This is a genomic window from Tepidanaerobacter syntrophicus (genome assembly GCF_001485475.2).
GTDB classification, from domain to species: Bacteria; Bacillota; Thermosediminibacteria; order Thermosediminibacterales; family Tepidanaerobacteraceae; genus Tepidanaerobacter; species Tepidanaerobacter syntrophicus.
The window spans coordinates 309,022-324,629 of the sequence record NZ_DF976999.1; the positions used below are offsets into that span (position 1 = coordinate 309,022).

The 15,608-nt window shown below is 39.3% G+C and carries 13 protein-coding genes, 1 tRNA gene and 1 other annotated feature; all 14 genes read right to left on the reverse strand.

The window, feature by feature from the left end:
• Positions 1 to 2,364, reverse strand: coding sequence for an endonuclease MutS2 (locus TSYNT_RS02305; protein ID WP_059031540.1), 2,364 nt, complete (start codon positions 2,362 to 2,364; stop codon positions 1 to 3).
• Positions 2,361 to 4,082: a DNA polymerase/3'-5' exonuclease PolX gene (gene polX / locus TSYNT_RS02310; protein ID WP_059031541.1), complete on the reverse strand. Its 1,722-nt coding sequence runs from the start codon at positions 4,080 to 4,082 to the stop codon at positions 2,361 to 2,363. The genes TSYNT_RS02305 and polX overlap by 4 nt, the downstream gene beginning before the upstream one ends.
• Positions 4,083 to 4,088: 6 nt before the next feature.
• Positions 4,089 to 4,361, reverse strand: a complete 273-nt coding sequence (locus TSYNT_RS02315) for a cell division protein ZapA (protein ID WP_059031542.1) — start codon at positions 4,359 to 4,361, stop codon at positions 4,089 to 4,091.
• A gap of 84 nt (positions 4,362 to 4,445) precedes the next feature.
• Complete coding sequence (pheT, locus tag TSYNT_RS02320) at positions 4,446 to 6,842, reverse strand: phenylalanine--tRNA ligase subunit beta (RefSeq protein ID WP_059031543.1); 2,397 nt, start codon at positions 6,840 to 6,842, stop codon at positions 4,446 to 4,448.
• A gap of 15 nt (positions 6,843 to 6,857) precedes the next feature.
• The gene (gene pheS / locus TSYNT_RS02325) at positions 6,858 to 7,874 is read right to left on the reverse strand and encodes a phenylalanine--tRNA ligase subunit alpha (protein ID WP_059031544.1); all 1,017 of its coding nucleotides are present in this window, start codon (positions 7,872 to 7,874) and stop codon (positions 6,858 to 6,860) included.
• A 48-nt stretch (positions 7,875 to 7,922) separates the two neighbouring features.
• Positions 7,923 to 8,135 (reverse strand) — a binding site (T-box leader).
• A 159-nt stretch (positions 8,136 to 8,294) separates the two neighbouring features.
• Complete coding sequence (locus tag TSYNT_RS02335) at positions 8,295 to 9,092, reverse strand: TrmH family RNA methyltransferase (RefSeq protein ID WP_059031545.1); 798 nt, start codon at positions 9,090 to 9,092, stop codon at positions 8,295 to 8,297.
• A gap of 18 nt (positions 9,093 to 9,110) precedes the next feature.
• Positions 9,111 to 9,761, reverse strand: coding sequence for a potassium channel family protein (locus TSYNT_RS02340; protein WP_059031546.1), 651 nt, complete (start codon positions 9,759 to 9,761; stop codon positions 9,111 to 9,113).
• A gap of 17 nt (positions 9,762 to 9,778) precedes the next feature.
• On the reverse strand, positions 9,779 to 11,116 hold the full coding sequence (locus tag TSYNT_RS02345; protein ID WP_174221075.1) for a TrkH family potassium uptake protein: 1,338 nt from the start codon (positions 11,114 to 11,116) through the stop codon (positions 9,779 to 9,781).
• 53 nt (positions 11,117 to 11,169) lie between these two features.
• Positions 11,170 to 11,526 (reverse strand): 50S ribosomal protein L20, encoded by a 357-nt coding sequence (gene rplT / locus TSYNT_RS02350; RefSeq protein WP_059031548.1) that lies wholly within the window; start codon positions 11,524 to 11,526, stop codon positions 11,170 to 11,172.
• Between the two features lie 21 nt (positions 11,527 to 11,547).
• Positions 11,548 to 11,745 carry a 50S ribosomal protein L35 gene (rpmI, locus tag TSYNT_RS02355; protein ID WP_059031549.1) on the reverse strand — a complete coding sequence of 66 codons (198 nt, stop codon included), beginning with the start codon at positions 11,743 to 11,745 and terminating at the stop codon, positions 11,548 to 11,550.
• 5 nt (positions 11,746 to 11,750) lie between these two features.
• The gene (gene infC / locus TSYNT_RS02360; RefSeq protein ID WP_059031700.1) at positions 11,751 to 12,263 is read right to left on the reverse strand and encodes a translation initiation factor IF-3; all 513 of its coding nucleotides are present in this window, start codon (positions 12,261 to 12,263) and stop codon (positions 11,751 to 11,753) included.
• A gap of 199 nt (positions 12,264 to 12,462) precedes the next feature.
• Positions 12,463 to 14,364, reverse strand: coding sequence for a threonine--tRNA ligase (gene thrS, locus TSYNT_RS02365; RefSeq protein ID WP_059031701.1), 1,902 nt, complete (start codon positions 14,362 to 14,364; stop codon positions 12,463 to 12,465).
• A 326-nt stretch (positions 14,365 to 14,690) separates the two neighbouring features.
• Positions 14,691 to 15,299 carry a DUF445 domain-containing protein gene (locus TSYNT_RS02370; protein WP_059031702.1) on the reverse strand — a complete coding sequence of 203 codons (609 nt, stop codon included), beginning with the start codon at positions 15,297 to 15,299 and terminating at the stop codon, positions 14,691 to 14,693.
• A gap of 206 nt (positions 15,300 to 15,505) precedes the next feature.
• Positions 15,506 to 15,580: transfer RNA gene (locus tag TSYNT_RS02375), tRNA-Val, on the reverse strand.
• Between the last annotated feature and the right edge of the window lie 28 nt (positions 15,581 to 15,608).

A 15,608-nucleotide genomic window follows, 5' to 3' on the forward strand; every position in this document is an offset into this window, starting at 1 on the left:
TCACAACTCCACCACCGTTACTCCGGAGCCGCCCTCATCAATATTTCCTAGTCTAAATGATTTTATATCCCGCCGATTTCTCAGCATCTCTGTTATTCCTTTGCGAAGTGCGCCGGTTCCTTTTCCGTGTATCAAGGTTACTCTTGGAATTCCGGCAATTTTTGCATCATCAAGATAACGGTCCACTTTTATAAGCGCCTCATCCAAAGTTAAGCCCCTTAGATCTATTTCGGTTGAAATTTGGCGAGCTTTATCCATTGCAATTGACGAATAGCGGGATTTTTCTTCTTCCATTTCTCGCTCTTTAACAGGGATAAGGCTTGCCGTCGGGACACTTACCTTCATAACTCCTACCTGCACCATAGCAGATTTTGATGACTCATCAAGAGATAATATATAACCTTCTTGCCCTAAATTTGATATCCTCACTTTTTGACCCGGTTTTAATAATTTTCTGTAGTTTTTGCCGTTGCTTTCTATAACCTCGATCTTTGAATCTTGTAATTCTTCGCCCATTTCCCTAAGCCATGTCCGAGCTTCTTCAGCTGCTTGGCTTTTGATGTGGAGTTGCCTTTCGGCTTCGGCCTCTTTTAGGCTCCTGATAATCTGCTCAGCTTCTCTCTCGGTCTTATCAAGCATCAAGCGGGCTTTTTTTCTGGCGCTCTCAAGTATTTTTTCTTCTTGTATCTTAAGTTTTTGCTGTTCTTCTTCAAGCTTTTCGAGTTTTCTAGCGTATTCTGCTTTTAATGCCTTAAGTTCTTCTGTTTCTAATTCAGCCCTGCTTTTTTCTTGTTCTATATGTGTAAGCAAATCTTCCAGCTTAAGATTTTCTTCAGCCACCAGGCTCTTTGCAAGGTTAACAACTTCTTCCTTTAAACCCAAGCGTTTTGCTATCTCGAAGGCATTGCTTTTACCCGGAATCCCGATAGTCATTTTATAAGTAGGGCTGAGCGTGGCAAGGTCAAACTCCATACTGGCATTTTCTACGCCTTCTGTTGAAAATGCAAAGGCTTTAAGTTCGCTGTAATGGGTGGTCGCCAGCACTTTACTTCCCTTTTTATAAAGGTAGTTTAAAATAGCCATGGCAAGGGCAGCCCCTTCTGTGGGATCAGTTCCGGCTCCCAGTTCATCAAGAATAACAAGGCTTTTATCGTTTGCCAAATCAATAATTTCCTTTATGTTTTTCATATGTGAGGAAAAGGTGCTAAGGCTTTGCTCAATGCTCTGTTCGTCGCCTATATCTGCAAAAACCTCTTCAAATATAGAAATCTCAGTGCCTTCTTTGGCAGGCAAATGAAGTCCCGATTGGGCCATTAAGACGAAAAGTCCTACAGTTTTAAGTGCAACCGTTTTTCCGCCTGTATTAGGGCCCGTTATAATTAATATATTGAATTTATCCCCTAAAAATATGTCAAGAGGAACCGGATCGCCTTTTAGCAAAGGATGTCTACCCTGCAATATATTTATATAGCCTCTATTGTTAAATATGGGCTCTACGCCTTTTAGGGCTAAGCTGTATCTTGCTTTTGCCATAATAAAATCAAGGTGGGCAAGAGCATATAAGGTATCATAGAGAAAATCGGCATTTTCCTGTATTTTTTCAGAAAAATCCATCAAGATTCGTTCTATTTCATTTTTTTCTTCTGCTTCAAGCTGTCTAAGTTCATTGTTCATCTTCATTACCGCCATGGGCTCTATATATAAAGTAGCGCCGCTGGCAGATTGGTCGTGAATGACGCCGGGAATACTGCTTCGAAATTCTTGTTTTACCGGAACCACATATCTGTCCTGTCTTACTGTAACGATAGAATCCTGCAGTGCTTTTTGATAGTAAGGAGATGAGATAATCTCGTTTAACTTGTTCCGGATGTTTTGTGAAAGATTCTTTTTCTGTCTCCTGATTGAATTTAACTTCGGGCTTGCATCGTCAGCTATTTCATCTTCACTGATTATCGCTCGTTTTATTTTTTCTTCCAATGACAAAAATGTATGAAGCGAGTTTACTATCTCATCGATAATAGGGGTATCTTCTAATTTTTTCTTGTTCCAAATAGATTTTACCAGTCTAGATGTTTCCATGACTGATGCTATATCAAGGAGCTCTTTTGGCGAAAGCATCCCACCGACCTTTGCAAGGTTAAGGCTTCCACGTATATCTCTTATACCATCCAAAGGCAAATCAATGCCGGACCTTGTAACCGCCGACCCTTCGCTTGTCTCTTGTTGGAGTCTTTTTACGACTTGTTCATCTGAATAGGGAGCAAGTTTTTCTATTTCTTCCTTTGCAATATCTGACATAGCATATTCGCTCAATATTTTTTTGATTTTATCATACTCTAGTATTGTTTCAACTTTTTTATTCATTTCTTCACCTTAAAAAATTTTAAAAGCTCATCAAGAGGCATGGTATTTGCAATATCCTTTTCTTCAAGCCAGCCGCGTCTTGCCGTCCAAACTCCGTATTTTATATCCTCCAATGCTTCCTTGTCGTGAGCGTCAGTATCTATAACCATTTTTATCCCCATCTCTTTTGCCTTTTGTGCCATCAAATCATTTAAATCAAGCCTGTCCGGTGATGAATTTATTTCAAGCACTGTATTGGTTGCAGCTGCCGCTTCAAGGATTTTGTCCATATCTGCTGCATACGGATCGCGTCTTCCCAAAATCCTGCCTGTAGGGTGGGCAATTATATCCACATGAGGATTTTGGCAAGCGGTAATTATTCTATTTGTAATGGTATCGGTATCCTGTTTAAATCCGCTGTGAATAGAAGCTATGACAATATCAAGCTTGCTTAAGACATCATCGCTGAAATCTAATGTCCCATCGCTTAGTATATCTACCTCTATACCTGTCAAAATATAAACTTCATCGCTTTTTTTGTTTATTTCTTTGATTGCGGCAATCTGTTCTTTTAGTTTTTCTTCATCTATTCCGCCTGCTATTTTTAATGACTTTGAATGATCTGTTATTGCAATATACTCATATCCTAATGATTTAGCCTTTTTGGCAATTTCTTTTATGGAGCTTATACCATCGCTGAAATTGCTGTGAATGTGGAGATCTCCTTTAATATCTTCGAGTTCCACTACTTCAGGCAATTTGCCGCATCTTGCGGCTTTGATTTCTCCCCTGCCCTCTCTCAATTCCGGTATTATATAGGGAAGGCCGAGTTTTTCATAAATTTGTATTTCGCTTTCCGGATAAAATATTTCGTTGCTATTTTTATTTAAAATTTTTGTTTCATCTAAATCATATCCCATAGTTTGGGCTAAACTTTGCAGCTCAGTATTATGATCTACGCTTCCTGTAAAAAACCTTAGTGCAGGATAGAACTCTTGCGGAGTTACAAGTATTAAATCTATTTTAGCTCCCATGTCATGTATTGCGCTAACAGTTGTAGCGCCGCGCTCTGTAATTTCGCTTATATGAGGTATTTTTGAAAAATCGTTTAAAACCGTCTCCGGAGCCGCTGTCGCTGCAATTATATCTATGTCTCCCACCATCTCTTTTTTTCGCCGCAGGCTGCCTACTACCTCTGCATCAGTAACTTCTTTCATGCTCGACAGAGAAGATATTACCTGATCGGCCACTAAGAGAGCAGTTGCAAGCAAAACCCTCCCTGCTCGGTTTTTCAGAGCTTCAACGCCTTTTAATATAGAAAGCTCAGTTTTTGTGCCTATGCCCGGGACCGTTCTAAGTTTTTTAGTACGAGCTGCCTTTTCCAGTTCTTCAATAGATGAAATTCCTAAAGTATCATGGATAACTTTTATCTTTTTTGCACCTAAACCTGGTATTTTAAGCATCTCTACAAGACCCGGTGGAATTTCTTTTTTAAGATTTTCATAGTAATGACAGGTGCCGGTTTCTAAAATCTCATAAATTTTATCAGATAAGGCTTTTCCTATACCTTCAATTTCTTGTAAGCGTCCTTCTTTTGCCATTTCTTCAATCTCTACCGGGAGATTTTCAATTGTGCGAGCTGCTTTTCTGTATGCCCTTATTTTAAAAAAATTCTCGCCTTTGATTTCCAGCATATCTGCTATATCATTAAAAATAAAGGCTACTTCAAAATTTCTCATCTCTCGTCAATCCTTCGTATCATCTGAATCAAATGTCGACAAGAACTCCTCATATTCTTCCCTGAGCCTAAAAAGTTCATCGGTAATATTAAGGGCTGCCAATACTGCGATTCGCGTTCGGCTAAGGTTCGGGTAGGTTTGGGAGAGCTTATACATTTCATCGTCCACGTGTTTTGCAACTTTTTTAATGTATTCTTGGGATGCTGCTCCCTTTATGCAATAGTCTTCGCCGCTTATATTGACTTTGACTTTGCTTATCGGCCTATTTTCATTAGGCATATCCATCACCCTCAATCTTTATTTGCGCCGCTGGCACCGCTTCATCTTATATATTATTTATTCTCTAATTTTTTAAAAAATCCTTTATTCTCTCAGGGAAGCATTAAATTTATCTTTAAGACTTTTTTCTATTTTTTCAAAGACTTCATTTACCTCAATATCTGTAAGTGTCCTATCAGGTGCTCTAAAAACCAGTGAAAATGCCATGCTCTTATAGCCTTTTGCTATTTGGCCTCCTTGATACACATCAAAAAGCTCAACGCTTTCCAACAGCGGCTTTCCGCTTTCGCAAATTTCCTTTATAATATCCCGCGCAAGCACTCTTTCATCGACAACAATTGCAAGATCCCGCTCTGAAGCCGGAAATTTAGGCAGCGGTTTAAATATTACCTTATTTGATGCATTTTCAAGTATGGTATCCAGGTCTAGCTCCGCAGCATAGACTTTTTTATTAATTTCATAGTTTTCCAAGACATCAGGATGCACTTCGCCTACAAACCCGATTTCCTTATCTCCGATTAAAATCTTAGCGCAGCGACTTGTATGAAAAGCAAAATGACTGGCTGGAATAAAATCCCAGTTTTTTATGCGCAGTTTTGTAAAGATTGTCTCTATTGCTTTCTTTAAATCATAATAGTTCATTGATTCGCCGCAAAGCCCCATAACAATTCGCTTATTTTCCACGGGTAACTCTTTAAGCGGAAGCTGTTTGGGCAGATATACGGAACTTATTTCAAAAAACCTGAGTTCTTCCGCCTTATGATTCAAATTAAAACTTATGGTGTCAAGCATATTTGGCAAAAGCGTAGTCCTCATAATACTTCTTTCTTCCCCTAAAGGATTTAGGAGTTCGATGGCTTTTCTAAGCGGACTGTCATTAGGAGTCTTTATGATGTCAAATACTTTGGGACTTACAAAGGAATACGTATATGTTTCGAAATAACCGTTATAAACCAGTACATCCTTTATATCATCTATATATTTTTGATAATCATCAAGTTTGCCTTGGGTTACATTGCCATAGGGCAAAGTTGTTGGTAGCTTGTCATAGCCATACATTCTGCCGATTTCTTCTACAAGGTCAGCTTCTTCTACTAAATCCTGCCTGAAAGTAGGAACGATGGCCTTTAGTATACCTGAGTCATGCCTTACATCGATTTCAAGTCTCCTTAATATATCTATCATTTCATCTTGGGGTATAGAAGTGCCTAAAACTTTGTTTATTCTATCTGGACTGAATGCAATCTCTCTTGGCGCAGGTTTTGCGGGAAATACATCTACACACCCTTTTAAGACTTTCCCCGCTCCTAATTGTTCAATAAGCTGGCAGGCTCTATCTGCAGCCATAAGACAAATATTGGGGTCAAGGCCCTTTTCAAATCTCATGGACGACTCTGATCTTAGACCAAGCTGTCTTGAAGTCCTGCGGATATTTGGACCAAAAAAGTTAGCAGATTCTATTAACACGTTTCTGGTAGAAGATGTTATCTCGGAATCTGCTCCGCCCATAACTCCTGCAAGGCCTAATGCCCTTGATTTATCTGCAATTACCAACATATCTTCATTTAGCTCTCTTATATTTCCATCAAGTGTTTCAAGTTCCTCCGAGGGTCTTGCCCGTCTTACGATAATCGAATTTCCTCTAATCTTGTCATAATCAAATGCGTGCAAAGGCTGGCCTGTCTCTAGCATTACATAGTTTGTAATATCCACGATGTTGTTTATGGAACGGATTCCGCAGGTCTGTAATCTGCGCTGCATCCATAAAGGCGATGGCTCTATTTTTATATCTTTTATGATTCGCGCCGTATATCTTTTGCACAAATCTTCTGCTTCGATTTTAATTGTAACCTTGTCTTTTACAAATTCTTCTCCTTCTTCATTTAAAGCTATCTTGGGAATAGTAAGCTCTGATTTCAATGTAGCCGCCGTTTCTCTAGCCATTCCGATAATGCTCAGACAATCCGGTCTGTTGGGTGTTATCTCAAAATCGATAACCGCATCTTCTAAGGGAAGATAATCTTTTATATCCGTGCCAACCGGCGCATCCTCAGGAAGTATCAATATACCTTCCTGTATCTCGGGGGGTAAACCGTGGTCATCTAGCCCCAGTTCTTCTGCAGAACAAAGCATTCCCCATGAATCTACTCCGCGGAACTTGGATTTTCTGATTTTCTTGCCACCGGCAATTATTGAACCATTTAAGGCTACAGGCACTTTGTTTTTTTCTCTAACATTTGTAGCTCCTGTTACTATCTGTATAGTTTCATTCCCTGTATTTACATATACAATTAACAATTTGTCGGCATCAGGGTGTTTTTCTATTTTTTCAATCTCGCCTATTATTATGCCTTTAATATCCTTTCCCCAATACTCTATGCCCTCAACATTTGAGCCTGACATTGTAAGTTTTTGGGCAAGCTCTTCAGGCTCTTCATTTATTTTAACAAATTCTTTTAACCATCTCATAGGTACCAGCACTTAAAAATCCTCCTCTCAAAACTGTTTTAAAAAGCGCAGATCATTTTCGTAAAAAAGTCTTAAATCATTAATCCCATATTTTAGCATTGCTATCCGCTCGACTCCCATGCCGAATGCAAAACCATTAATTTTCTCAGGATCGTGACCTACATTTCGAAGCACATTAGGGTGTACCATGCCGCAGCCTAATATTTCCAGCCAACCGGTATATGAACAAACTCGGCAGCCTTTTCCGTGGCAGGCTATGCAGGAAATATCCATTTCGGCACTAGGCTCTGTAAAAGGGAAAAAATGAGGTCGAAACCGTGATTTTCTATCTTGTCCGAACATTTCATGCACGAAGGTAACAAGGGTTCCCTTTAAATCTCCCATTGTAAAACCCTCACCTACTGCAAGTCCTTCTACCTGATGAAACATCGGTGAGTGTGTGGCGTCTACGGTGTCAGATCTAAAAACCCTGCCCGGTGCAATTATTTTAAGGGGCGGCTGCTCTTTTTCCATTGTCCGTATTTGAACCGGCGAGGTCTGGGTCCGAAGAAGTATTTCGTCGCTTATGTAAAAGGTGTCCTGCATGTCCCGTGCCGGATGATCCGCCGGAGTATTTAATGCCTCAAAGTTATAATATTCAAGCTCTATCTCAGGTCCTTCCACTACTTTGTATCCAAGACCTATAAATATATCCCTTATTTCATCCATAACAAGGGTGAGGGGATGTTTTGCTCCCAGTAAAACCTTAGTAGGAATTGTAACATCTATAAATTCCCGGCGCATTCTTTCTTCTTTTAACGCCTTCTTTAATTCTAGCTCTTTTTCGGCAATCTTCTGTTCAAGCTCTGTTTTTATTTCGTTTGCGAGTTTTCCTATCTCGGGTCGTTCCTTATCGGAAAGCTTGCCCATTCCTTTTAAAATCTGGGTTAGCTCTCCTTTTTTACCTAAAATTTTAATTCTCAAGTCATTTAATTTGTCGATACTATCAGCTTCAGATAAGGCTTTTAAAGCTCTTTCTCTTAAGTTTATCAAATCGTCTTTCAACTTAACTTGCCTCCTGTCATTAGATAATAAAAAGCTTCCGTCCTATACACTAGGGACGAAAGCCTTCTTCCGTGGTACCACCCTTTTTTAGTTTCACAAACCCTCGAAATTTATAACGGCAAAAACCGGGGAGGCCTACTTCAATTTCAACCTCTCAGCTTCAGAGTGAACTTCAACGGCTTCCCATACAAAGGCTTGCAGTCCGTGGCCTGTGTTCCCTGAAAAGGTACGTCCGTCTACTCTCTCTTTCATAGCATTTTACGAAGTTAAAAATTGTCTATAAATAAGATAAGCTACAATAGAACCGGTAGTCTCAAAAATGTTCCAAAAAAGTTCCGCCTCAGGCATCGTGCTCCACCCTTTCCTAAGGTTTACACACCAATATTATAGCACAGCCTAGGGCTTTTTACAACTGACTTGTCACGAGTTGATCCGCTGTTTTACTGCTTCGAAAACTATTACTCCGCAGGAAACAGCTACATTCAAGGACTCGGCTTTACCCGGCATTGGGATTTTGACTATTTCGTCTGAAATCCCAACTATATCCTTTGAGACTCCTTCGTCTTCTGAGCCCATTATAATCACTGACGCTCTTTTATAATTTACATCAAAATAAAATCTTGTTGCCCCAAGATAGGTTGTTACTATAGCAGCTCCTGCCGCCTGTAAATCTTTCAGTGTCTTGGCAAGATCTTCGCTTTCTATTACCGGCACATGAAAAATGGATCCCATAGCAGCCCGCACAACCTTTGGGTTATAAATGTCAACACACCCCTTGCCGACTATCACTGCATCTGCAGCCGCTGCATCAGCTATCCTTATAATTGTACCTGTATTGCCCGGATCTTTAACTTTATCTAGTGCAATTACTAAAAAATCACCATGGATTACATCTTTTAAATCAGTTTTCTTAAACTCTGCTACTGCCAATATGCCCTGAGGTGTAACAGTATCAGTTAGTTTATCAAGCTCATCGGTTTTGAGTTGGTAAATACTGCCCTGTGGAACCTTTTTATAAAGTAGCTTTATAAAATCGGGATTTGATACTAAAAACTCTTTTGTAATTGCTACAAGCTTTATTGTATAATCTGAATTTAAAAGTTCACCAACATTTCTTGTGCCTTCTACAATAAAACAGCGATTTTTTATCCTTGCCTTCTTGGATTGAATAAGGTTTTTAATTAGCCGCTGCTGGTTTTTGGAAAGTTCATCCGGCATATCAGTATTCATCCGTTTCTAAAAGTGCTTTTCTATATTTTCAATATCGTCCTTATGACCCACCACAGCTAATATGTCTCCTCTTAAAATCATATCATCGCCGTTAGGGGATATTATAATATTGCCGTTGCGCTTTATCGCAATGACATTTAGCCCGTATTTAGTGCGCATATTGAGCTGTCTTAAGCTCTTATCATACCAAGCCGGCAGTGCACTTATTTCTATGATAGAGTATTCAGGTGAAAGTTCAATATACTCTAGTATATTGGACAGTGTCAGGTTATGCGCAACTCTGATTCCCATATCTCGTTCAGGAAAAACTATTCTATCTGCGCCTATCTTTTTCAGTACTCTGCCGTGCAGTTCACTGTTTGCTTTTGCAACTACATATTTTATACCCATTTCTTTGAGTATAAGGGTTACCAGTATACTAGATTGAATATCATTTCCTATACTGACTACCGCCACATCAAAGTTTCTAACGCCTAACGCTTTGAGGGCGTTTTCATCTGTTGCATCTGCCTTGACCGCGTGTGTTATACTTTCAGCTACGCTTTGAACAATTTCCTCATCGTTATCAATCCCTAGTACATCATGACCTAATTCATACAATGTCTTAGCCAGACTAAATCCAAAACGGCCAAGGCCTATTACAACAAACTGTTTCATCAAAATCGCCTCCGATATTATCCGACAAGAACTCTTTCTTCTGGAAATCTAATCATTGCTTTGTTTGTCCGTCCCCCAAGCGCCATTGCAAGGGTCAAAGGCCCTACTCGGCCGGCAAACATGGTTAATATTATCACTACTTTGCCAATATCCGTAAGATTTGGCGTCAGTCCCAAGCTTAAACCCACAGTGCCAAAGGCCGATGTGGTTTCAAATAGAATAGACATGAAATCCGTATTTTCTGTTATGGTTAAAATAAAGGAACTTGTAAAAATCAATAGTAAAGCTATAACTCCAATAACTGCCGCTTTAAATATATTATCATACGGAATTCTCCTGCCCGAAATTTCTACATCTTCTTTTGAAACAAGTATCGTATATATCATCATGATAATAACAGCAAAAGTAGATGTTTTTATACCGCCGCCGGTAGAAGCCGGTGACGCGCCAATATACATCAAAAGAATTGTGAGATATTTTGAAGGCATCTTTAAATCCGTAATACTAATTGTGTTAAAACCTGCCGTTCTCGGTGTAACGGACTGGAAGGCAGCCGCTAGAATTTTACCCTTTCTCGAAAGACCGCCTAGTGTATAAGGGTTTGACCTTTCAATAGCGTAAAATGCCAAAAATCCGGAAACCAAAAGCAATAGCGTTGTAACAATGACAACCTTTGAATGCAAAGAAAAATGCTTAAACTTTTTCCGTGCAATTATATCCTGAATTACTGAAAAACCCAATCCGCCAAATATTATTAATCCCATTATAACACAGTTTATTAAAGGATCTTCGGCAAATTGCGTTAAGCTTTTAAAGTTTCCTATAACATCAAAACCGGCATTGTTAAATGCCGAAACAGCGTGGAATATACCGTAATATATTCCTCTTGTCGGACCATATATCTGAGAAAATCGAAGAGCCAAAAGAGCAGCGCCTGTCCCCTCAAATATTAAAGTCGTAATAAGTATATTACGAGAAAGTTTTACAAGCCCGGATAGTGTCGATTGATTAAGGGCCTCCTGCATCACCATGCGCTCTCTAAGTGTTATCTTTTTCCCCAGCAGTAAAAAGACCGTTGTAGTCATAGTCATTATGCCTAGGCCGCCCATTTGAATCAGACACATAATTACTATTTGTCCGAAAAGCGAATATCGTGTACCGGTATCTACAACCACAAGTCCTGTCACGCATACAGCAGATGTGGAGGTAAATAAAGCATCTAAAAAACCTACGCTTTTACCATCACTTGCCGATATTGGCAATGTCAATAAAACCGCACCTGTAAGTATTAGCAAAGCAAAGCCGACAGCCAAAATTTGGGTCGGCTTTAACCTCCTAAGTCCTACGTCAAGTATCTTAATTTTAACCGCCCCCGAAAAGTCTAAAAAAGCGACTGTATATGCCGCTTTTATTTCACGTTTGCTTTAGCAATGTCAACTAATTGTGCAAAACCGTTTCCATCATTTATCGCCATTTCCGACAGCATTTTACGGTTAATTTGCACGCCTGCTTTTTTCAGACCGTATATAAGTTTGCTGTAAGAAAGACCATTTGCCCTTGCTGCCGCATTGATTCTTGCAATCCAAAGTTTCCTAAAATCTCTCTTTTTGAGCTTTCTTCCTGTATAAGCATGGGCCTGGGCTTTTAAAACTGCTTGATTTGCAGGTCTGTAAAGTCTGCTCAAAGATCCTTTATAACCCTTTGCTAATTTAATAATTTTTTTATGTCTGTGGCGAGCTGTAACTCCTCTTTTCACTCGTGCCATAATCATCCTCCTCTGATGGTATTACATGTATGGTATTACCTGTTTTATTCTCTTGTGATCAGCTTTTGTCAAAATAGCAGGCTTTCTCAAATGTCTCTTTCTCTTTGAGCTTTTTTTGGTAAGTATATGGCTTTTGTAAGCCTTAAATCTTTTTATTTTCCCTGTCTTTGTAACTTTAAATCTCTTAGCCGCGCCTCTGTGTGTTTTAACCTTTGGCACCAAAATCACTCCTTTTCAGTTGTTTCCTTAGGCGAAATTACAACCACCATATTTCGGCCTTCCATTTTTGGTTCTTTTTCGGCAAAACCATAATCTTTTACTCCTTCGACAAACTTATTCAAAACTTCTTCACCTAATTTTGTGTGAGTCATCTGTCTGCCGCGGAATTTGATGCTTACTTTTACTTTGTCACCATCTTGTAAAAACTTAATAGCGTTTTTTAGTCTGACTTGAAAATCATGTTCATCTATGGTCGGATTCATTCTGATTTCTTTTATGTTTATTATTTTTTGTTTCTTACGGGCCTCTTTATCCCGCTTACTCTGCTCATATTTATACTTACCAAAGTCCATAATCTTGCACACGGGCGGTTTCGCATCCGGCGCAATTTTTACTAAATCCAACTGTGCTTCCTGAGCATAGCGCAACGCATCTTTTGTTGACATGACTCCAAGCTGCTTGCCATCAGGCGCAATCACTCTCACTTCTCGATCTCTTATATCGTGGTTCACCTGAATTTCTTTGTCTTTGCTAATACTATTCACCTCCAAAAATTTTTAAAACTAAAGGGGCAAGAAGAATCTTCTCGCCCCAAGAAATAATAATCTTACGGATAGCAACCTTGTAAGCTTTCGCCACAAGGTGAGAAGTCTCTTCTACTTTGCAAAAGTTTTTATTTTGTTACCTTCGTAAATATATCACATGTTACATTTATAGTCAATTAAATTTTGAAACAAGTTCATTAACTTCATTTATAAATTCTTCAATAGACTTTGAGCCTGTATCCCCTTTTTCTCTGGTTCTGACAGAAACTGTATTTTCACTGGCTTCTTTATCACCTGTAACCAGCATAAAAGGAATCCTTTTCATCTGGGCATCTCTTACCTTATAGCCTATCTTTTCATTTCTCTCATCAACTTCGGCTCGAATGCCGGCTGCATCCAGTTGCTTTTTCACTTTATAGGCGTAATCTAAATGTTTTTCACTTATAGGAAGAATTTTTGCCTGAACGGGAGCAAGCCAAACAGGGAAAGCTCCTCCATAGTGCTCGATTAAAATTCCTATAAAACGCTCAATGCTTCCGAATATCACACGGTGAATCATAACCGGTCTATGTTTTTCGCCATCTTGTCCGATATATGTCAAATCAAAACGCTCCGGCATTTGAAAATCTAATTGAATAGTGCCACACTGCCATGTCCTGCCTAAGCTGTCTTTTAAGTGAAAATCGATTTTTGGGCCGTAAAATGCTCCGTCCCCTTCGTTAATCTTATAAGGCATCCCTTTTTTCTCAAGAGCTCCTTGAAGCGCTGAGGTTGCCTGCTCCCACAGTTCATCTGACCCCATGGAATTTTCCGGTCTTGTGGAAAGTTCTACATTATATTCAAAACCAAATATTTGATAGAAATAGTCTACCAAATCTATAACACCGATTATTTCATCTTCAATCTGGGAAGGCGTCATGAATATATGAGCATCATCCTGGGTAAAACATCTGACCCTCATAAGGCCATGAAGTACCCCTGATAGTTCATGCCGATGCACTAACCCCAGCTCTCCCAGCCTTATCGGCAGGTCTCTGTAGCTGTGAGAATCTGTCTTGTACATAAGAATGCCTCCCGGGCAATTCATCGGCTTTACGGCATAATTTTCTCCATCTATTTGAGTAAAATACATATTTTCCTTGTAGTGATCCCAGTGGCCGGATCTCCTCCAAAGCTCTTCGTTTAATATTATAGGCGTTTTTATCTCTTTATAGCCTCTTTTTGTATGCTCTTTGCGCCAAAAATCCGTAAGCAGATTCCAAATCACCATACCATTCGGATGAAAGAAGGGAAACCCCGGACCCTCTTCATGAAGACTAAAAATGTCTAATTCTCTTCCTAGTTTTCTGTGGTCTCGCTTTTTTGCCTCTTCTATTCTTTTTAGGTATTCATCCAGCATAGATTTTTTGGGGAAAGAAATGCCATAAATACGCTGAAGCATTTTATTGCGCTCATCGCCTCTCCAGTATGCCCCTGCAAGACTTGTAAGCTTAAATGCCTTTATCTTGCCGGTAGATGGAATATGGGGACCTGCGCATAAATCCTTAAACTCTCCCTGCTGATAAAAGCTTATCGGCGCATCTTCCGGCAGTGCCTCAATGAGTTCTACCTTATAAGGCTCACCCATCTTTTTAAATTCCGATAAAGCTTCTTCTTTTGTAACATCTATGCGGCAAAAGGGGTAATCTTCGGCGACTATTTTCGCCATCTCGTTTTCTATTTTTTCAAGATCCGAAGGTGTAAAGCTTTCATCTCTATCGAAATCATAGTAAAATCCCTCATCGATGGCCGGACCTATAGCAAGCTTAGTTTCGGGGAAAAGCCTTTTTACGGCTTGCGCCATAACATGTGAAGTGCTGTGCCAGAAAGCCTTTCGGCCCTCCTCATCTTCAAATGTTAGTATCTCGACATTACAATCTTCGTCTACTTTCACGCTAAGATCCTTTGCTTTGCCGTCGACTTTTGCTATCAGGGCCTCTTTAGCAAGTCTCGGGCTTATATCCTGGGCAATTTCCAAAAGCGAAATGCCTTTTTTGTAGAGTTTTTCAACTCCGCCTTTTAAAGTTACTTTAATTTCATCCATTACACAACTGTCCTTTCTTTTATCTTTTGAGCAGTGAAAAATAAAAACCTCTCTATCCGTTTAAGGACGAGAGGTTTTCCCGCGGTTCCACCCTAATTTAAACTCATTTTTATAAGGCCTGTGCCGTGAAAGGCTCAGAGTTGGTTTTCAGCTTGCTGTTTCCAGGACCTTTCCAGCTGCCGGCCCCTCTCTTTGGAACTTTGCAAACTTACTCTTCTCGTCATTGCTTCACAATCAATTATTTGGTTTGCTTGTCTAGTGATTTTCATAATTATAAATCTTAAAAGCTTATATTGTCAAGGTATAAAGCATTATTCTTACATCAGGACATAGGTAATACCTGCTTGAAAAATGCCTACTAAAAACCCCATCACTCCGCCAAGTACTTCAATCTGCCTTAGCTCTCTGTTTGCAAGTTGGATAATAAGATCTTCTAATTCCTTTAAATCAAAAGAGTTAATCTTCTCTTCTACCATTTCTTTCAAATTTAGTTCTTCTTTTGCTTTAGTAACAAGATTAGATTTTATTTCCTCGAAAATATCATTCCCATTTTGCCCTATGACACTACTTATATGTGTTGCTATGGAATTTCGCAACCCTGTAGGTATAATAGCCGGAAGTTTAGCTGTGATTTTTGCTGCTATCAGATTTTTAATATACTCCATAAACTCAGTTTTGTTTTTTTCAGAGGCAAGATTTTCTATAATTTCTTCTGTGGATATGATTTCTTTTTCCAGGGCTTCACCAATGCTTTTTGATATATCGAGCCTGCGTTTTGGAATCAAGCCCTGAATCTCGATACCAAAAACGGGAACTTTGATAGGGTTTAGCGGCCTAAAAATAAGCTTTACTGCAAAAAGATTAGTGCCCCATCCTATAAGCGCTCCGATTAAAGGCATTAATGCCAGTTGAACATATTGGCTCATAGAACTTATCACCGTTTCTCCTTTTTGTTAAATTTGTGTAATTAAGCTCATTTATATATTAAATTAGTCCATCGCTAATATGATAGCATATATACACCTTTCCTTCAAGAGAGAAGGCTTATTGTAGAATAAAAAAACCGCCGCAAAAAGTCCAAAATACTCCGCGCCGATATCTGTCAAAACTTATATGAAATTATTTAAATCAATGGTGGGCGCTGTAAGGATTGAACTTACGACCCCTTCCGCGTCAAGGAAGTGCTCTCCCACTGAGCTAAGCGCCCAAATTATCTGATAATATTATGATTTCGA